This window comes from Pseudomonas sp. P5_B2 (assembly GCF_056400445.1).
The window spans coordinates 1-19,082 of record NZ_JBFULH010000049.1 but is presented as its reverse complement, the minus strand read 5'-3'; the positions used below and the strand labels follow the sequence as shown (position 1 = coordinate 19,082).

The following is a 19,082-nucleotide window of genomic DNA, read 5'->3' as shown; positions in this document are numbered from 1 at the left end:
CTTTGCATTTATGCCTGCGAATCCATTTCTTCCAATAATGATTTCTAAGGGTATCGATTATTTTTTTCATAAGAATCTATTTAGACATCCGTTATAGGGCGTAGCACGCCCTATGAGCCAATAGCCGAGTCTAAATGAATCGGTGCAGGAGATGAAACGTTAAGACCTGCTCCAGACGCTCAAAATGAGTAGCACCGCAATAGCCCATAGAGTGGAAAACCGCAAACGGCGGGCATAAAAAAACCGGCTATATCAGCCGGTTTTTTTGCGCCCTGAAAAAACTTATGCACCATTTTCGGCGTTTTATGTGTTTAAGAAATATGTATATAAATCAACATCTTGAAAAACAAATACGCTATATTTCGAGAAAACGGTACACAGGTTATCCACAGAATCTCAGACAGCCACTTGATCACTGGCGGTAGGTGCCGCCGGGGTGGCCGGCAGCGAGCCCATTTCCCTCTGCATCTGCTCGTTCCAGGCTTGCACCCGGTCGTTCAGATCGGCAATGGCGCGAGGCCCGCTACCCTCGGCATACATCGGTGCGCCGATGATCACGGTGATGACACCCTGCTTCTTCTTCCAACCGGTTTTTGGCCAGAACTTGCCGGCATTGTGCGCAATCGGCAGTACCGGAAGCGCGGCATTGACGGCCAACGCGGTGCCACCGCGCGAGAACTTGCCAATAGTGCCGAAAGGAACGCGAGTCCCCTCAGGGAAGATCAGCACCCAGACGCCATCCTTCAGCAGTTCATGACCCTTCTTCGCCACATGCTTGAGCGCGGCTTTTGGGTTGTCGCGGTCAATGGCGATCGGTCGCAGCATGGCCATGGCCCAGCCGAAGAACGGTACATACAGCAATGAACGCTTGAGCACCTGGCTCAACGGTTCGAAGTAAGCGGAGAGAAAGAACGTCTCCCAGGTGCTCTGGTGGTTTGATTGAATCACGCAGGGTTGATCAGGTACGTTCTCGGCACCCTTCACTTCGTAGCTGATGCCCAGAAATACTTTGCTCAGCCACAAAGCGCAGCGGCACCAGTACACGTTGATGAAGCGATAACGCGCCTTGAACGGCAGAAACGGCGCGATAAAAAAGCTCAGGCTGCACCAGAGCAACGAGGTGGTGCCCAGCAGAAGGTAAAAGAGGAAGGTTCTGATGGCCTGCAGTATCGACATGGTGACGTTTACCGTGCGGGCTCTGCCCGTCTATAAGCGCACTTCCGATCAGTCCTTAATCGGAACAATCGAAGCACTTTAATTGTGGATAAGTTCTGCGGCAATCGCCGCTAGATCGTCAAAAATCAAGGTGCCTGACGGCAGGACCTTGCCCAACGTCTTTTCGCCTTTCCCGGTCTTTACCAAAACTGGCTGTGAATCGACGGCTTTGGCGGCTTCCAGGTCACCAAGGCTGTCGCCAACGAACCATAGATTGGTCAGCGACACGTTGTAATGCCCAGCGATGGTTTTCAACATCCCGGGTTTCGGCTTGCGGCAATCGCAGCCTTCGTCCGGCCCGTGCGGGCAATAGATGATCAGCCCGACTTCACCGCCCTGCTCCGCCACCAGCGAGCGCAAGCGCTCGTGCATGGCGTTCAGGGTGGCAATGTCGTAATAGCCGCGAGCGATGCCCGACTGGTTGGTAGCGACCGCTACCGTCCAGCCGGCCTTGCTCAACTGCGCGATGGCTTCGATCGCACCGGGGAGTGGAATCCACTCCTCCACCGACTTGATGTAAGCGTCGGAGTCGTAGTTGATCACCCCGTCGCGATCGAGAATCAGCAGTTTCAACAGCAACCCCTTAGCTCAGCAGCGAAATATCAGCGACGCCGAGGAACAGACCACGCAGACGCGCCAGCAAGGCGTAACGGTTGGCGCGAACCTTGGCGTCTTCCGCGTTGACCATGACCGCTTCGAAAAACGCATCCACCGGCTCGCGCAAAGCCGCCAGGCGGGCCAGAGATTCGCTGTACTGACGCGCGGCAGCCATTGGCTGGACGGCCTGGTCAGCCTGCTGGATCGCCGAGTACAGGGAGAACTCGTTGGCATTGTCGAAGTATTTGGCTTCAACCACCGTTGGAACGGAGCCTTCGACCTTGCTCAGCAAGTTTGATACGCGCTTGTTCACGGCCGCCAGGGCAGCGGCTTCCGGCAATTTGCGGAAAGCCTCTACGGCTTGTACGCGCTGATCGAAGTCCAGCGCCGAACCCGGCTTCAGGGCACGAACCGACAGGTAAGTGGCCACGTCGACACCTTCGTCTTCGTAACGGGCACGCAGACGGTCGAAGATGAACTCCAGCACGGCGTCGTTCAGGCCGGCCGCCTTGACCTTGGTACCGAACGCATTCACGGCGAAGGCCACGGCGTCGTTCAGGTCGAGCTCAAGCTTCTTGTCGATCAGGATGCGCAACACTCCCAGCGCTGCACGGCGCAGGGCATACGGGTCTTTGCTGCCGGTTGGCAGCATGCCGATACCGAAAATGCCCACCAGCGTGTCGAGCTTGTCGGCGATGGCCACAGCCGCACCAGTCAGGGTAGTCGGCAGTTCCGCGCCAGCACCGCGCGGCATGTACTGCTCGTTCAGCGCCAGGGCGACTTCTTCCGGCTCGCCGTCGTTGAGGGCGTAGTAGTAACCGGCGACACCTTGCATCTCCGGGAACTCACCGACCATCTCGGTCGACAGGTCGCACTTGGACAGCAGGCCGGCACGGGATGCCCATGCCGCGTTGCCGCCAATGCGTTGCGCGATGAACGCAGCCAGTTTGGAAACGCGCTCGGCCTTGTCGTAGACGCTGCCGAGTTTTTCCTGGAACACCACGTTTTGCAGGCGCAGGTTGAAGTCTTCGAGTTTCTGCTTCTTGTCTTGCTTGAAGAAGAACTCGGCGTCGGTCAGGCGTGGGCGAACCACTTTCTCGTTACCGGCGATGATCTGCTGCGGGTCTTTGCTTTCGATGTTGGCCACGGTAATGAAACGTGGCAGCAACTTGCCGTCGGCATCCAGCAGGCAGAAGTACTTCTGGTTGTCCTGCATGGTGGTGATCAGCGCTTCTTGCGGCACGTCGAGGAAACGCTCTTCGAAGGAGCACACCAGCGGCACTGGCCATTCAACCAGCGCGGTCACTTCGTCGAGCAGCGCCGGCGGAACAATCGCCGTGCCTTCCTGACGGGTGGCCAGTTCTTCGGTGCGCTTGCTGATGATGTCGCGACGCTCGTTGGCATCGGCCAACACATAAGCGGCACGCAAGTCGGCCAGGTAATTGGCCGGCGAGGTGATGCGCACGTTTTCCGGGTGGTGGAAGCGGTGACCACGGGAATCACGGCCAGCCTTCTGCGCGAGGATGGTGCAGTCGATGACCTGATCACCGAGCAGCATCACCAGCCATTGGGTCGGACGAACGAATTCTTCCTTGCGAGCGCCCCAACGCATGCGTTTCGGGATTGGCAGGTCGTTCAGCGAATCTTCAACGATGGTGGGCAGCAGGCTCGAGGTCGGTTTGCCGGCGATGCTTTGGCTGTAACGCAGTTTCGGGCCACTCTGATCGATTTCGCTCAGATCGACGCCGCATTTCTTGGCAAAACCCAGTGCCGCTTGAGTCGGGTTGCCTTCAGCATCGAATGCAGCCTGACGTGGCGGACCATCGAGGTTAATGCTGCGATCCGGTTGCTGGGTGGCCAGCGACGTGATCAGCACCGCCAGGCGACGTGGCGCGGCGTAAACGGTTTTGGTCTCGTAGTTCAGGCCGGCAGCTTGCAGGCCCTTGTCGATACCGGCGAGGAACGCCTCGGCCAGGGTGTTCAGGGCTTTGGGTGGCAGTTCTTCAGTGCCCAGTTCAACCAGAAAATCCAGAGCACTCATTGTGCAGCCTCCAGCTTGGCCAGTACTTCATCACGCAGGTCCGGGGTCGCCATCGGGAAGCCCAGCTTGGCGCGAGCCAGCAGGTAGGCTTGCGCAACGGAACGCGCCAGGGTGCGAACACGCAGAATGTATTGCTGGCGCGCGGTCACGGAAATCGCCCGGCGCGCATCCAGCAGGTTGAAAGTATGGGAGGCCTTCAACACCATTTCGTAGCTTGGCAACGGCAGCGGCTGGTCGAGTTCGATCAGGCGCTTGGCTTCGCTTTCGTAAAAATCGAACAGCTCGAACAGCTTCTCGACGTTGGCGTGTTCGAAGTTGTAGGTCGACTGCTCCACTTCGTTCTGGTGGAACACGTCGCCATAGGTCACTTTGCCCATCGGGCCGTCAGCCCAGACCAGGTCGTAGACCGAGTCCACGCCTTGCAGGTACATGGCCAGACGTTCCAGGCCGTAAGTGATCTCACCGGTCACCGGGTAGCATTCGATGCCGCCCGCTTGCTGGAAGTAAGTGAACTGCGTCACCTCCATGCCGTTGAGCCAGACTTCCCAGCCCAGACCCCAGGCGCCGAGGGTCGGCGATTCCCAGTTGTCTTCGACAAAGCGAATGTCGTGGACCAACGGGTCCAGGCCTACGTGCTTGAGGGAGCCCAGGTACAGTTCCTGGAAGTTGTCCGGGTTCGGCTTCAACACCACCTGGAACTGGTAATAGTGCTGCAGACGGTTCGGGTTTTCGCCGTAGCGGCCGTCAGTCGGGCGACGACTGGGCTGCACATAAGCGGCGTTCCAGGTTTCCGGGCCAATGGCACGCAGGAATGTAGCAGTGTGGAAAGTGCCGGCGCCTACTTCCATATCGTAGGGCTGAAGTACCACACAACCTTGCTCGGCCCAGTATTGCTGGAGGGCGAGGATCAAGTCTTGGAAGGTACGCACGGCTGGCGTAGGCTGGCTCACGAAATTCACCTGTTTCTTGGGCTGCGATTTAAAGAGCGGGAGTATACCCGATTCATTGCTGCGCACGCCCCCTGGAGCCTTATGCCACGCTGCTTTTGGTGTTCCGAAGATCCGCTGTACATGGCTTATCACGACCAGGAGTGGGGCACGCCGCTACGCGATGCGCAGGGATTGTTCGAGTTGCTTTTGCTCGAAGGGTTCCAGGCTGGCCTCTCCTGGATCACGGTCTTGCGTAAACGAGAGCGTTATCGCGAGGTGTTGTTCGGTTTTGACGTCCAACGTGTAGCGCAGATGAGCGATGCGGAAATCGATGAGTTGATGCTCGATCCAGGCATCATCCGCAACCGCCTCAAACTCAACGCGGCCCGGCGCAATGCCCAAGCCTGGCTGGCGCTGGAGGACCCGGTGGAGTTTCTCTGGTCCTTTGTCGGAGGTACGCCTGTGATCAATCATTTCAAGGATCGCACCGAAGTGCCCGCGGTTACGCCGGTGGCGGTGGAAATGAGCAAAGGCCTGAAAAAGGCCGGTTTCACGTTCGTCGGACCAACGATTTGTTATGCACTGATGCAGGCCTCGGGCATGGTCATGGATCACACCCGCGATTGCGATCTCTACGCGACCTTGGCGATCGGCGGTTAGAATAGCCGCCTCGCGCACAGCACAAAATCAGGAGTGACCTGTGGATAAGTTTAAAGGCGCCTTGCTGGTAGGCGCTCTGCGGCTGTTTGCCCTGCTCCCGTGGCGGGCCGTTCAGGCCGTGGGCTCGGCGATTGGCTGGGCCATGTGGAAAACCCCGAACCGTTCCCGCGATGTGGTGCGGATCAACCTGGCCAAGTGCTTCCCGGACATGGACCCCGCCGAACGCGAACGCCTGGTCGGCCAGAGTTTAAAGGACATTGGCAAGTCCCTGACCGAAAGCGCCTGCGCATGGATCTGGCCGGCGCAACGCTCCATCGACTTGGTGCGTGAAGTCGAGGGCCTCGACGTGTTGAAGGACGCCCTGGCCTCCGGCAAGGGTGTCGTGGGTATCACCAGCCATTTGGGTAACTGGGAAGTGTTGAACCACTTCTATTGCAACCAGTGCAAACCGATCATTTTCTATCGGCCACCGAAGTTGAAGGCTGTGGATGACTTGCTGCGCAAACAGCGAGTGCAGTTGGGCAACCGGGTGGCGGCTTCCACCAAGGAAGGCATCCTCAGCGTGATCAAGGAAGTGCGCAAAGGTGGTGCAGTGGGCATTCCCGCTGACCCGGAACCGGCCGAATCCGCCGGGATCTTCGTACCCTTCTTCGCCACTCAGGCGCTGACCAGCAAGTTCGTGCCGAACATGCTTGCGGGCGGCAAAGCGGTCGGGGTGTTCCTGCATGCGCTGCGGTTGCCGGACGGTTCAGGTTACAAAGTGATCCTGGAAGCGGCGCCAGAGGCCATGTACAGCACCGATACCGAGACGTCCTGCGCGGCCATGAGCCAAGTGGTTGAACGCTATGTCCGGGCTTATCCAAGCCAGTACATGTGGAGCATGAAGCGCTTCAAGAAGCGTCCACCGGGTGAAGAACGTTGGTATTGAGTCGGTTCGCGTGATCTGTGGATAACCTTTGGGCTGGGTTATCCATAGCAGTTCATTCAAGGGCGCAGCATGTGCGTATGGAAGTGATTCAGGTGGATGATGAAGAGATAGGCCTGCGTTATCTCTGATCAGTGCGCGTTTCGCTCAAGTTTCTTCACAAACACCGTCATCTCCTTCTCTGCCTGCTTGTCGCCATGGGCGCGGGCGGCTTCCAGACCTTGTTCCCACGCCTTGCGAGCCGCCGCGAAATCCTCCTGCGCCAGGTAGGCCTTGCCCAATAGCTTCCAGGCCGCTGAATACTTCGGATCGAATTCGACGCAACGCTGGAAATGCTCGGCAGCCTTGGCGTTTTCCCCAAGATCCAGATAACCCTTGCCCAAGCCGAAGCGTAGAAGCGAGTTATCCACACCCTTGGCGAGCATTTTTTCCAGGGATTCGAGCATCAGTGGATTCCTTGTCTAGGTGAATCAGGGAAGGGTTTTTCTCTGAAAGACCGCCTTCGCGAGCAAGCCCGCTCCCACATTAGATCTTCAGTGGAGATTAATTTTGTGTACGAAGACGATTCAATGTGGGAGCGGGCTTGCTCGCGAAGGGGCCATATGCCAAGCGAAAATTCGGATCAGAAGAAGCTCAGACCCACATGAAACAGCTTCTCCACATCCCGAATGTGCTTTTTATCCACAAGGAACAAAATCACGTGGTCGCCGGTTTCGATCACCGTCTTGTCATGGGCAATGATCACTTCCTCATCGCGAATGATCGCGCCTATCGTCGTACCCGGCGGTAAACCGATGTTCTCGATGGCCTTGCCAATCACCTTGCTCGACTTCGCATCACCATGGGCAATTGCCTCGATGGCCTCTGCCGCGCCCCGGCGCAGTGAGTGCACGCTGACGATATCGCCACGGCGCACGTGAGCCAGCAATGTACCGATGGTCGCCAATTGCGGACTGATGGCGATGTCGATGTCGCCGCCCTGGATCAAATCAACGTACGCCGGGTTGTTGATGATCGTCATCACCTTCTTCGCGCCCAGGCGCTTGGCCAGCAGCGAAGACATGATGTTGGCTTCGTCATCGTTGGTCAGGGCCAGGAAGATATCGGCGTCGGCGATGTTCTCTTCCATCAGCAAATCGCGGTCGGAGGCGCTGCCCTGCAACACCACGGTGCTGTCGAGGGTGTCCGAGAGATGGCGGCAGCGAGCCGGGTTCATCTCGATAATCTTCACTTGGTAGCGGCTTTCGATGGCCTCGGCCAGCCGCTCACCGATTTGTCCGCCCCCGGCAATAACGATGCGTTTGTAGGTTTCATCCAGCCGGCGCATTTCACTCATCACAGCGCGAATATTCGCCTTGGCGGCGATGAAAAATACTTCGTCGTCCGCCTCGATGACGGTGTCACCCTGCGGCAAAATCGGTCGATCGCGGCGGAAAATCGCGGCGACGCGGGTTTCGACATTCGGCATGTGTTCGCGTAATTGCCGCAGCTGCTGACCCACCAGCGGCCCACCGTAGTAAGCCTTTACCGCGACTAATTGCGCCTTGCCTTCGGCGAAGTCGATCACCTGCAAGGCGCCCGGATGCTCGATCAGGCGCTTGATGTAGTTGGTCACCACTTGTTCCGGGCTGATCAGCACATCGACCGGGATCGCGTCGTTATCGAACAATTCGGAGCGCGTGAGGTAGGAGGCTTCGCGCACGCGAGCGATTTTGGTTGGCGTGTGGAACAGCGTGTGTGCGACCTGACAGGCAACCATGTTGGTTTCGTCGCTGTTGGTCACGGCCACCAGCATGTCGGCATCGTCTGCACCGGCCTGGCGCAGCACCGTCGGCAGTGAGCCGCGGCCCTGAACGGTGCGGATGTCCAGCCGATCGCCGAGGTCACGCAGGCGTTCGCCGTCGGTATCGACCACCGTAATATCATTGGCTTCGCTGGCCAAATGTTCTGCCAGCGAACCGCCGACCTGCCCCGCACCGAGGATGATGATTTTCATCCAGTCGCTCCATTCAATCCGTTAACCGCGCGCGGCGGCAATCTTGATCAGTTTGGCGTAGTAGAACCCGTCATGCCCGCCTTCCTGCGCCAATAATTGACGACCATGCGGTTGCTTGATCCCCGCCGTCGTGGCGAGGTCCAGTTCACGCGCACCCGGCGTACGGGCGAGGAACGCTTCGATGACTTCAGTGTTTTCCGTCGGCAGCGTGGAACAAGTGGCGTAAAGCAGGATGCCGCCGACTTCCAAAGTTATCCACATGGCATCGAGCAACTCGCCCTGAAGCACTGCAAGCGCGGCGATGTCATCGGGCTGGCGCGTCAGTTTGATGTCCGGGTGACGACGGATGACGCCGGTGGCCGAGCACGGCGCATCCAGCAGGATGCGCTGGAACGGTTTGCCGTCCCACCAGGTGGCGGTGTCACGCCCGTCGGCGGCGATCAGTTCGGCGCTTAGGCCCAGACGTGCGAGGTTTTCTCGCACGCGCACCAGACGCTTGGCTTCAAGGTCCACCGCCACGACACCGGCCAGTTTTGGCTCGGCTTCCAGGATGTGGCAGGTTTTGCCGCCCGGTGCACAGCAGGCATCGAGCACCCGTTGGCCCGGCGCCAGGTCGAGCAGGTCGGCAGCCAGTTGCGCCGCCTCATCCTGCACGCTGATCCAGCCTTCGGCGAAGCCCGGCAGGCTGCGCACGTCGGCGGCGGCCTCAAGGATGATGCCGTCCTGACTGTAAACGCACGGCGTCGCGGCAATCCCGGCTTCAGTCAACAACCCAAGGTAGGCATCGCGAGAGTGATGGCGACGGTTGACCCGCAGAATCATCGGCGGATGCGCATTGTTCGCCGCACAAATGGCTTCCCACTGCTCGGGCCAGAATGCTTTCAGGGATTTTTGCAGCCAGCGCGGATGTGCCGTGCGCACCACCGGATCGTGTTCAAGCTCGGCCAGCAACGCTTCGCTTTCACGCTGGGCGCGGCGCAATACGGCGTTGAGCAAGGCTTTGGCCCAAGGCTTTTTCAGCTTGTCGGCGCAACCAACGGTTTCACCGATGGCGGCGTGGGCCGGGACACGGGTATAGAGCAGTTGATAGAGGCCGACCAGCAGCAACGCCTCGACATCGGCATCAGCTGCTTTGAATGGCTTTTGCAGCAATTTGGCCGCCAGCGCCGACAAACGTGGCTGCCAGCGCGCCGTGCCGAACGCCAGGTCCTGAGTGAAGCCGCGATCGCGGTCTTCAACCTTGTCCATTTGAGTGGGCAGGGAACTGTTGAGCGAAGCTTTTCCGTTAAGAACGGCGGCGAGTGCCTTGGCGGCGGCCAGACGCGGGTTCATTGAGCGTCCGCCGCTTGACCGAGCACGGTGCCGACGGCAAATTTCTCACGACGGCTGTTGAACAAGTCGCTGAAGTTCAGCGCCTTGCCGCCGGGCAATTGCAGCCGGGTCAGGCACAAGGCCTGCTCACCGCAAGCGACGATTAAACCGTCCTTGTTGGTGCTGAGGATTTCCCCCGGTGCGCCCTTGCCTTCAGCGAGACTCGCGGCCAGCACTTTCAGCGCTTCGCCGTTCAGCGTGCTATGGGTAATCGGCCATGGGTTGAAGGCGCGAACCAGGCGTTCAAGCTCGATGGCCGGACGAGTCCAGTCGATGCGCGCTTCGTCCTTGTTCAATTTATGAGCATAAGTGGCGAGACTGTCGTCCTGCACTTCGCCTTCCAGCGTGCCGGCGGCGAGGCCGGCAATCGCTTGAAGCACCGCCGATGGACCGAGTTCGGCCAGACGATCGTGGAGGCTGCCACCGGTGTCTTCAGCGCTGATCGGCGTGGTGACTTTAAGCAGCATCGGCCCGGTGTCCAGGCCCAGCTCCATGCGCATTACGGTCACGCCGCTTTCGCTGTCGCCCGCTTCGACGGCGCGCTGGATCGGCGCGGCCCCGCGCCAGCGCGGCAGCAGGGACGCGTGGCTGTTGATGCAACCCAGGCGTGGAATATCCAGCACCGCTTGCGGCAGGATCAGGCCGTAGGCGACCACCACCAGCAAGTCCGGCTTGAGTGCAACCAGTTCGGCCTGAGCGTCTTCGTTGCGCAAGGTTGGCGGCTGCAACACCGGGATGTTGTTTTCCAGAGCGAGTTGCTTGACCGGGCTCGGCATCAGCTTTTGCCCACGGCCCGCCGGACGGTCCGGTTGGGTGTAAACCGCGACGATCTCGTAAGGGCTGTCGAGCAGGGCCTTGAGGTGTTCGGCGGCGAATTCCGGGGTGCCGGCAAAGACGATGCGCAGTGGCTCAGTCATGTAGAAGGTCTCACAAAAGAAAAAGGCTTGCCGCAGCAAGCCTTTGAAAGAAGGGCATCAAGCGTTCTGGCGATGGAGCTTTTCCAGTTTCTTCTTGATTCGGTCGCGTTTGAGACTGGACAGGTAATCAACGAACAATTTGCCGTTCAGGTGGTCGCATTCATGCTGGATGCACACGGCGAGCAGGCCTTCGGCGATCAGTTCGTAAGGCTGGCCGTCGCGGTCCAGGGCCTTGACCTTGACCTTCTGCGGGCGATCGACGTTTTCGTAGAAGCCCGGCACCGAGAGACAGCCTTCCTGATATTGCTCCATCTCATCGGTCAGGGTTTCGAACTCGGGGTTGATGAACACCCTTGGTTCGGAGCGGTCTTCGGAGAGGTCCATCACCACGATGCGTTTGTGCACGTTGACTTGAGTCGCAGCGAGGCCGATGCCTGGCGCTTCATACATTGTTTCAAACATGTCATCGACCAACTGACGCACTTCGTCGTCCACTACGGCCACAGGTTTGGCGATAGTGCGCAGGCGCGAGTCGGGGAATTCGAGGATGTTTAAAATGGCCATAAGCTTGATAACTGCACGTGTGAAGTAAGTTCGGGTCGGTGGCCTGGTGAGTCCGAAGAGGCAGGCTGCCGTTGTAAAACGTAGCTCCCTTCTCTTCATAAGCAAGCCGGGAGCGAGCCACCGAGGGTTCAAGCGTTTCACGCGAATGCACATAATAAAGGGATTCACCGCATGAGGAAATCACTACTCGCCTTGCTCCTTCTGGCTTCGGCCGGTCTGGCGCACGGGCAAGTGCAACTCAAGGAAGGTTTTCCACAGCAATACACAGTGGTTGCGGGGGACACACTCTGGGAAATTTCCGCTAAATACCTGCGCCAGCCGTGGCAATGGCCCGAGCTGTGGCAGGCCAATTCGCACATCGAAAACCCTGATCACATCTACCCCGGAGATTCGCTGTCACTGGTCTACGTCAGCGGCCAGCCGCGCCTGACCCTCAATCGCGGCGCCTCGCGCGGCACCCTCAAGCTTTCACCAAGCGTACGCAGCTCACCGGTGGCCGATGCGATCCCGAGCATTCCTCTGCGATCGATCAACAGTTTTTTGCTGAGCAACCGCATCGTCGACAAGGTCGAGGAATTCGACAATGCGCCTTATGTCGTGGCCGGTGATGCCGAACGTGTGCTGAGCGGTACCGGAGACCGCATCTTCGCTCGCGGCCATTTCGATCCAGATCAGCCGGCTTACGGGATTTTCCGTCAGGGCAAGGTCTACACCGACCCCGGGACCCAGGAGTTTTTGGGTATCAACGCCGATGACATCGGTGGTGGCGAAATTGTCGCCACTGAAGGCGATGTCGCGACCCTCGCCTTGCAGCGCACGACCCAGGAAGTGCGTCTCGGCGACCGCTTGTTCAGCGGTGAGGAACGGTCGATCAATTCGACCTTCATGCCCAGTGCGCCGAAAACCCCGGTTAACGGGTTGATCATCGATGTGCCACGTGGCGTGACGCAGATTGGCGCGCTGGATGTGGTCACGCTGAACAAGGGGCAACGTGATGGCCTGGCCGAAGGCAATGTCCTGGTGGTGATGAAAACCGGCGAAACCGTGCGCGACCGGATCACCGGCCAGCCACTGAAAATCCCCGATGAGCGAGCCGGATTGCTCATGGTTTTCCGCACCTACGACAAACTCAGCTACGGTTTGGTACTCAATGCTTCGCGCTCTCTGGCCGTCATGGACAAGGTGCGAAATCCTTAGCCGGCTCCACAAGTTACCAACAGAGTTATCCACAGCTTATTCCCGTTTTAGCGGGGCTCATAACGATCAAGGATGATCCATGTCACTGCCTGCAGTTACACCGGTTTCCCCTGCGGAACTTGAAGCTCGTTTACGTTTGCACCGTTTGCCGGAACTGGGCCCGGCGCGCTTCAAAAAATTACTTGAGGCCTTCGGCTCGGCGTCCAAAGCCATCAGTGCGCCAGCCAGCGCCTGGCGTTCACTGGGCTTGCCGCTGGCGTGCGCCGAGGCTCGACGCGCCAACGAAGTGCGCGATGGCGCCAGCCATGCGTTGGCCTGGCTAGAGCGTCCGGGCCAGCATTTACTGATGTGGGACCAGCCTGAGTACCCTGCGCTGCTCGCAGAAATCAGCGACGCTCCACCACTCTTATTCGTAGCGGGCGATCCGGGCATTCTGGAAAAACCGCAGCTGGCGATGGTCGGTAGCCGACGCGCCTCGCGTCCGGGCATGGACACGGCCGCCGCGTTTTCCCGCAGCCTGGCCGGTGCCGGTTTCGTCATCACCAGTGGTCTGGCGCTGGGCATTGATGCTGCCGCGCATCAAGCCGCTTTGGACGTCGGCGGGCGAACGGTGGGTGTACTTGGCACGGGACTTGAAAAGTTTTATCCACAACGCAATCGACGACTCGCCGATGCCATGATTGCGTCGGGCAGTGCGGTACTTTCAGAGTTCCCGCTGGACGCCGGCCCTACTGCCAGCAACTTCCCCCGGCGTAATCGAATCATCAGTGGTTTGTCCCTCGGTGTGCTGGTGGTCGAGGCCAGCGTGGCGAGTGGTTCGTTGATCACTGCGAGGCTGGCGGCGGAGCAAGGTCGTGAGGTGTATGCGATTCCAGGGTCTATTCATCATCCCGGCGCCAAGGGTTGTCATCAGTTGATCCGCGACGGCGCGATGCTGGTGGAAACCATCGAACATATCCTCGAAGCCTTGCGTGGCTGGCAACAACTGCCGTTATCCATCGAGACACCCTCGGTGACCCATCCGTTGCTCATGCTGCTGCACGCGGCCCCGCACACCAGTGAGGCGTTGGCCATTACCAGCGGCTGGGCCTTGCCCAAAGTGCTGGCCGCGTTGACGGAGCTGGAAATGGACGGTCGCGCCGTCTGTGAAAGCGGGCGCTGGTTTGCGCGGGTGAGCTAGGTTTTATAAGGAAGATCGGTAAACTGCGCAGAGGCTTATTCCGGAGAGTTTTTCATGGTCAACAGTTGGCGAGTGCAACAAGCCGCGCAAGCCGTTCGCGCAGGGGCGGTAATTGCCTATCCAACCGAAGCGGTCTGGGGGCTGGGTTGCGACCCGTGGGATGAAGAGGCGGTGTATCGCTTACTGATGATCAAGGGCCGGTCAGTGGAGAAGGGCCTGATTCTGGTTGCCGACAACATCCGGCAATTCGATTTTCTTTTCGAAGACTTCCCGGAACTGTGGATGGACCGCATGGCCAGCACCTGGCCGGGGCCGAACACCTGGCTGGTGCCGCATCAGAACCTGTTGCCGCAGTGGATCACCGGTGTGCATGAAACGGTAGCGCTGCGAGTCAGCGATCATCCTCTGGTGCGGGATTTGTGCGCGGCGGTCGGGCCGCTGGTTTCAACCTCGGCCAACCCACAGGGACGCCCGGCGGCGCGCACGCGGATTCGCGTGGATCAGTATTTCCGTGGGCAGGTGGATTTTGTGTTGGGCGGGAATCTGGGGGGGCGCAAGAACCCGAGCGTGATCCGGGATCTGGCGACCGGCCACGTCGTGCGACCGGACTAATGTGGTGAGGGGGCTTGCCCCCGTTGGACTTCGCAGCAGTCCCTTTCCTCTTGGAGAAAAGCGGGGCCGCTTCGCAGCCCAACGGGGGCAAGCCCCCTCACCACAGTTCGGTGTTACGGCAGCAGAACAGTCGAGCCCGTCGTGCGCCGCGCCGACAACTCGGTCTGCGCCTTCGCCGCGTCTGCCAGTGAGTACGTGTGGCTGATATCCACGTTCAGCTTGCCGCTGCTGATCATCTCAAACAGCTCATTCGCCATCCGTTGCAGATTCTCGGCATTGTTGGCGTAAGTCGCCAGCGTCGGCCGGGTCACGTAGAGCGAGCCCTTCGCCGCCAATATCCCCAGATTGACCCCGTCCACCGCACCCGACGCGTTACCAAAACTCACCACCAGCCCACGTGGGGACACGCTGTCCAGTGACGTCAGCCAAGTGTCTTTACCGACGCCGTCATACACCACCGGTACTTTCTTCCCGTCGGTCAATTCCAGCACACGTTGAGCGACGTTTTCATGGCTGTAGTCGATGGTCGCCCAGGCACCATTGGCCTTGGCCAGCGCGGCCTTCTCGGGCGAGCTGACTGTACCGATCAACTTTACGCCCAAGGCCTTGGCCCATTGGCAGGCCAGCGAACCGACACCGCCGGCAGCAGCGTGGAACAGGATGGTTTCGCCACCCTTGAACTCATAAGTCTGACGCAACAGGTACTGCACGGTCAGGCCCTTGAGCATGACCCCGGCGGCCGTTTCGAAGCTGATCGCATCCGGCAGCAGCACCAGATTGGCCTCGGGTAATACGTGAACGTCGCTGTAGGCGCCCAACGGTCCGCTGCCGTACGCCACTCGATCACCGACCTTGAAGCGCGTGACCTCGCTGCCCACCGCTTCGACCACGCCCGCGCCTTCCGAACCCACGCCCGATGGCAAGGCGGGTGGTGCATACAGACCGCTGCGGTAATAGGTGTCGATGAAATTCAGGCCGATGGCCTTGTTGGTGACGCGAACCTGCAGCGGGCCGGGCTCGGCGGGTTGGTAATCGACGTACTCGAGTACTTCGGGGCCGCCATGGGCGCGGAACTGGATACGCTTAGCCATCTGCCTACTCCTTGGGTCTTGGCTACGGGAGGTGTAGCACGAAGCTGCCTATCGAACTCCCAAGCTTGATCTTCGTCAACTGCGGCAGGTCCGTCGGCGATGTTATGCTACGCCCCCATTTGCGCCGGCCCCCCGCTCCGATGGAGCGCCGCGTAGCTTTGCACGATTCAAGGTGATGACATGACGACCCGCACCGAGGCCGTAAAAGCCTACCTGCTCGACCTGCAAGACCGTATTTGTGCTGCGCTGGAAGCCGAAGACGGCGGCACGCACTTCGTCGAAGACGCCTGGACCCGGGCTGCCGGCGGTGGCGGGCGTACCCGCGTGATCGAAAACGGCTCGCTGATCGAAAAGGGCGGCGTCAACTTTTCCCACGTCTTTGGCAGCGGTCTCCCGCCGTCCGCCAGCGCTCATCGCCCGGAATTGGCCGGCCGTGGCTTCGAAGCCTTGGGCGTTTCATTGGTCATTCACCCGCACAACCCGCATGTGCCGACTTCCCACGCCAATGTGCGCTTTTTCATCGCTGAAAAAGAAGGTGAGGAACCGGTCTGGTGGTTCGGCGGTGGCTTCGACTTGACGCCTTATTACGGCAATGAAGAAGACTGTGTGCACTGGCACCGCGTCGCCGAGCAGGCCTGTGCGCCGTTCGGTCCGGACGTCTATTCGCGCTACAAAGCCTGGTGCGACAGTTATTTCCACATCAAGCATCGCCACGAGCCGCGCGGCATCGGCGGTCTGTTCTTCGATGACTTGAACGAGTGGGACTTCGACACCAGTTTCGCGTTCATGCGCGCCATCGGCGATGCCTACATCGACGCGTACCTGCCGATTGTGCAACGCCGCAAAAATGATGCGTTCACCGCGAAGCAGCGTGAGTTCCAGGAATTCCGTCGCGGTCGCTACGTGGAATTCAACCTGGTCTACGACCGTGGCACGTTGTTTGGCCTGCAATCGGGCGGGCGTACCGAGTCGATTCTGATGTCGTTGCCACCGCAAGTGCGCTGGGGTTACGACTGGAAAGCCGAACCGGGCAGCGAAGAAGCGCGGCTGACCGAGTACTTCCTGCAAGACCGCGATTGGTTGGCCGAGGCCTGAACGAGGAGCTCTGATGGACCGTTACGTCGTATTCGGTAACCCGATTGGCCACAGCAAGTCGCCGCTGATCCACCGGTTGTTCGCCAAACAAACCGCTCAGCAGTTGGACTACAGCACCTCGCTGGCGCCGCTCGACGATTTTTCCGACTTTGCCCGGGCGTTTTTCCGCGAAGGTCGCGGAGCGAATGTAACGGTACCGTTCAAGGAAGAGGCCTTCCGCCTGGCCGACAGCCTGACGGAACGTGCGCAGCGGGCCGGCGCGGTGAACACGTTGAGCAAACTCGCCGATGGCACATTGCTGGGTGACAACACTGACGGTGCCGGGCTGGTGCGGGACCTGACGGTCAACGCCGGTTTTAGCCTCAAGGGCAAACGCATCCTGCTGCTTGGCGCCGGTGGCGCGGTGCGGGGTGCGCTGGAACCGCTGCTGGCTGAGCAACCGGCCTCGGTGATCATCGCCAACCGCACGGTTGAGAAAGCTGAGTTGCTGGCGGAACTGTTCGCCGATCTGGGACCGGTGTCGGCCAGCGGTTTTGATTGGTTGAAGGAGTCGGTGGACCTGATCATCAACGCCACGTCGGCGAGTCTGTCGGGGGATGTGCCGCCGATTGCCGGCAGCTTGATTGAGCCGGGTAAAACCGTTTGCTACGACATGATGTATGGCAAGGAACCGACTTCGTTCTGCCGTTGGGCCACGGAAAATGGTGCGGCCGTCGCGATGGATGGCTTGGGTATGCTCGCGGAGCAAGCGGCGGAAGCCTTTTTCCTGTGGCGCGGCGTGCGCCCGGACACGGCGCCGGTACTGGCTGAACTGCGCCGTCAATTGGCACAGTAGCCCTTTGTGGTGAGGGGGCTTGCCCCCGCTGGGTTGCGTAGCGGCCTCAAAAAAGGACTGCTGCGCAGTCCAACGGGGGCAAGCCCCCTCGCCACAGGTTATGCGGTAGTCAATCCAGGCAATTAGTCTTCGAAACGGATCGGGCACTTCTCCGCCCCTTCAAGCTTCCTCAACTCCTCCACCACCTGCGGCCGCGCGCGCCGCAACGTCAGGCTGCGATCCTGCTTAAGCAACCGTCGCGCTTCCTGGTGCAGCATTTCCACCCCTGAATAGTCGATGAAGTTGATCTGCTGCGCCTCGATCACCACGCGCGCGCCATGCAGGCGTTGCAGGCGCACTTGCAGGTAATGGCTGGCGCCGAAAAAGATCGACCCGCCCACCCGCAGAATATCTTCATCCCCCTCGCGAGAATGCTGGACCCGCGGTTGCGAGGTGCGTTTGAGGTAGAAAAACAAGGACGCCAGCACCCCGGCATAAATCGCCGTCTGCAATTCCAGCAGCAGCGTGGCGACACAGGTCAGCGCCATGACCAGGAACTCGGCGCGGCTGACGCGTAACAAGGCGCGAATACCGCGATGGTCCACCAGTCCCCATGCGATTAACAGAATGCTCCCGGCCATGGCCGGGATCGGGATGTGGGCGATTAGCGCTGCGCCGAAGATGGCAAACAGTGCCACCCACAGGGCTGAAAATACGCCAGCCATCGGTGAGCAGGCACCCGCGTCGTAGCTCAGCCCCGAACGAGTGAAGGAGCCSGCGGACAGCGAGCCGGAAAAAAACGCCCCGACCATGTTTGATAGACCCTGGGCACGGACTTCCTGGTTGGCGTCGATAAGCTGTTGCGAGCGGGCCGACAGGGAGCGGGCGATCGACAGGCTGGTCACCAGCCCCAACATTCCAACGGCCACTGCGCTGGGCAGCAAACGCAGGATCAGGTCCAAGTCCAGCGGCAACGGACTGAAGGGCGGCAAACGTCCGACAAACGCGCTGACCAACTTCACATGACCGAACATTGATGGCCAGAACCACACCAGCAGTCCGCCCAGAACAAGCGTGATCAGCAGTGTCGGCCAGCGAGGCAGCAACAACTTCAGGGCCGCCCCGACAACGACCGTCGCCACGCCCAGCGCCAGTGACGGTTTATCTAAAGCGCCGAGGTGCTTGAACAGCATCAAGGCGCTGTCCAGCGCCGTGGCCTGGCTGGGCAAGTCCAACCCCAACAGGTTCGGCAATTGCCCGATGACAATCACCACCGCCGCACCAAGGGTGAAACCCAGCACCACCGAGTGAGAGATGAAGTTCACCAGGGCACCGAAGCGCAGCAAACCGAGCAACCACTGGAAAATACCGGCGAGGAAGGTCAGAAGCAGGATCAGGGTGACGTAGTCCTCTGACGCGGGAACGGCCAGAGGGCTGACGCTGGCGTACAAGACGATCGAAATCGCCGCCGTAGGACCGCAGATCAAGTGCCACGATGAACCCCAGAGACAAGCAATCAACACCGGGATGATCGCGGCGTACAGACCGTATTCCGGTGGGAGCCCGGCGATCAGTGCGTAGGCAATGGATTGCGGCAACGCAAGAATTGCCCCGCTGAGGCCGACAATCAGGTCACGCCCGACGCTGGCGCGGGTTTGCCGGGGCAACCAACTGAGGAAGGGGAAGAGTGAATGGCGGCTGGGGAAGGCCATGGGTCTTCTCGGGTGGGGTTTTGCGTAAGGGTATCAGGACAGACGCCTGTCTGATCGTTCCCACGCTCTGCGTGGGAATGCCGCCATGGACGCTCTGCGTCCGCTACGGGATGTGACGCGGAGCGTCACGGGATGCATTCCCACGCAGAGCGTGGGAACGATCATG

At 59.8% G+C, this 19,082-nt stretch carries 18 protein-coding genes; 7 read left to right on the top strand and 11 right to left on the bottom strand.

Annotated elements, in window-relative coordinates; all coding sequences use genetic code 11:
* Positions 1–396: 396 nt before the first annotated feature.
* The 4 genes from AC1DRJ_RS07780 to glyQ form a co-directional block, all read right to left on the bottom strand.
* On the bottom strand, positions 397–1,176 hold the full coding sequence (locus tag AC1DRJ_RS07780; protein ID WP_477801595.1) for a lysophospholipid acyltransferase family protein: 780 nt from the start codon (positions 1,174–1,176) through the stop codon (positions 397–399).
* Positions 1,177–1,254: 78 nt separating this feature from the next.
* Positions 1,255–1,794 (bottom strand): D-glycero-beta-D-manno-heptose 1,7-bisphosphate 7-phosphatase, encoded by a 540-nt coding sequence (gene gmhB / locus AC1DRJ_RS07775; protein ID WP_477801594.1) that lies wholly within the window; start codon positions 1,792–1,794, stop codon positions 1,255–1,257.
* 4 nt (positions 1,795–1,798) lie between these two features.
* Positions 1,799–3,853, bottom strand: a complete 2,055-nt coding sequence (gene glyS, locus AC1DRJ_RS07770; RefSeq protein WP_477801593.1) for a glycine--tRNA ligase subunit beta — start codon at positions 3,851–3,853, stop codon at positions 1,799–1,801.
* Entirely contained in the window at positions 3,850–4,803 is a 954-nt protein-coding gene (gene glyQ / locus AC1DRJ_RS07765; RefSeq protein ID WP_008155694.1) for a glycine--tRNA ligase subunit alpha, read from the bottom strand. Before glyQ ends, glyS begins: the two co-directional genes overlap by 4 nt.
* An 81-nt stretch (positions 4,804–4,884) precedes the next feature.
* Here glyQ and tag point away from each other — a divergent pair, with 81 nt between their 5' ends.
* Together tag and AC1DRJ_RS07755 are read left to right on the top strand one after the other, a co-directional pair.
* Positions 4,885–5,442 carry a DNA-3-methyladenine glycosylase I gene (gene tag / locus AC1DRJ_RS07760; RefSeq protein WP_477801592.1) on the top strand — a complete coding sequence of 186 codons (558 nt, stop codon included), beginning with the start codon at positions 4,885–4,887 and terminating at the stop codon, positions 5,440–5,442.
* 40 nt (positions 5,443–5,482) lie between these two features.
* Positions 5,483–6,370: a lysophospholipid acyltransferase gene (locus tag AC1DRJ_RS07755; RefSeq protein WP_477801591.1), complete on the top strand. Its 888-nt coding sequence runs from the start codon at positions 5,483–5,485 to the stop codon at positions 6,368–6,370.
* A gap of 128 nt (positions 6,371–6,498) precedes the next feature.
* Here AC1DRJ_RS07755 and AC1DRJ_RS07750 read toward each other — a convergent pair whose 3' ends face one another.
* From AC1DRJ_RS07750 to def, 5 genes are all read right to left on the bottom strand, one after another.
* Complete coding sequence (locus tag AC1DRJ_RS07750; protein ID WP_477801596.1) at positions 6,499–6,816, bottom strand: tetratricopeptide repeat protein; 318 nt, start codon at positions 6,814–6,816, stop codon at positions 6,499–6,501.
* 173 nt (positions 6,817–6,989) lie between these two features.
* Positions 6,990–8,363 (bottom strand): Trk system potassium transporter TrkA, encoded by a 1,374-nt coding sequence (gene trkA, locus AC1DRJ_RS07745; RefSeq protein ID WP_477801590.1) that lies wholly within the window; start codon positions 8,361–8,363, stop codon positions 6,990–6,992.
* A 21-nt stretch (positions 8,364–8,384) separates the two neighbouring features.
* Positions 8,385–9,695: a 16S rRNA (cytosine(967)-C(5))-methyltransferase RsmB gene (rsmB, locus tag AC1DRJ_RS07740; protein WP_477801589.1), complete on the bottom strand. Its 1,311-nt coding sequence runs from the start codon at positions 9,693–9,695 to the stop codon at positions 8,385–8,387.
* The gene (fmt, locus tag AC1DRJ_RS07735) at positions 9,692–10,651 is read right to left on the bottom strand and encodes a methionyl-tRNA formyltransferase (RefSeq protein WP_477801588.1); all 960 of its coding nucleotides are present in this window, start codon (positions 10,649–10,651) and stop codon (positions 9,692–9,694) included. The genes rsmB and fmt overlap by 4 nt, the downstream gene beginning before the upstream one ends.
* 57 nt (positions 10,652–10,708) lie before the next feature.
* Positions 10,709–11,215, bottom strand: a complete 507-nt coding sequence (gene def / locus AC1DRJ_RS07730; protein ID WP_007948122.1) for a peptide deformylase — start codon at positions 11,213–11,215, stop codon at positions 10,709–10,711.
* 171 nt (positions 11,216–11,386) lie between these two features.
* Here def and AC1DRJ_RS07725 point away from each other — a divergent pair, with 171 nt between their 5' ends.
* From AC1DRJ_RS07725 to tsaC, 3 genes are all read left to right on the top strand, one after another.
* Complete coding sequence (locus tag AC1DRJ_RS07725) at positions 11,387–12,412, top strand: LysM peptidoglycan-binding domain-containing protein (RefSeq protein WP_477801587.1); 1,026 nt, start codon at positions 11,387–11,389, stop codon at positions 12,410–12,412.
* Between the two features lie 79 nt (positions 12,413–12,491).
* Positions 12,492–13,592: a DNA-processing protein DprA gene (gene dprA, locus AC1DRJ_RS07720; RefSeq protein WP_477801586.1), complete on the top strand. Its 1,101-nt coding sequence runs from the start codon at positions 12,492–12,494 to the stop codon at positions 13,590–13,592.
* A 54-nt stretch (positions 13,593–13,646) separates the two neighbouring features.
* Positions 13,647–14,204, top strand: a complete 558-nt coding sequence (gene tsaC, locus AC1DRJ_RS07715; protein ID WP_477791594.1) for an L-threonylcarbamoyladenylate synthase type 1 TsaC — start codon at positions 13,647–13,649, stop codon at positions 14,202–14,204.
* A gap of 113 nt (positions 14,205–14,317) precedes the next feature.
* On the opposite strand, the gene AC1DRJ_RS07710 is transcribed toward tsaC, so the two are convergent.
* Positions 14,318–15,295 (bottom strand): NADPH:quinone reductase, encoded by a 978-nt coding sequence (locus AC1DRJ_RS07710; protein ID WP_477801585.1) that lies wholly within the window; start codon positions 15,293–15,295, stop codon positions 14,318–14,320.
* A 180-nt stretch (positions 15,296–15,475) separates the two neighbouring features.
* Between AC1DRJ_RS07710 and hemF the strand changes: the two genes are divergently transcribed.
* Positions 15,476–16,390, top strand: coding sequence for an oxygen-dependent coproporphyrinogen oxidase (hemF, locus tag AC1DRJ_RS07705; RefSeq protein WP_477801584.1), 915 nt, complete (start codon positions 15,476–15,478; stop codon positions 16,388–16,390).
* A gap of 13 nt (positions 16,391–16,403) precedes the next feature.
* On the top strand, positions 16,404–17,225 hold the full coding sequence (gene aroE / locus AC1DRJ_RS07700; RefSeq protein WP_477801583.1) for a shikimate dehydrogenase: 822 nt from the start codon (positions 16,404–16,406) through the stop codon (positions 17,223–17,225).
* Positions 17,226–17,347: 122 nt separating this feature from the next.
* Here aroE and AC1DRJ_RS07695 read toward each other — a convergent pair whose 3' ends face one another.
* A complete protein-coding gene (locus AC1DRJ_RS07695) occupies positions 17,348–18,916 on the bottom strand; it encodes a SulP family inorganic anion transporter (RefSeq protein ID WP_477801582.1) in 1,569 nt (522 codons plus the stop codon).
* Between the last annotated feature and the right edge of the window lie 166 nt (positions 18,917–19,082).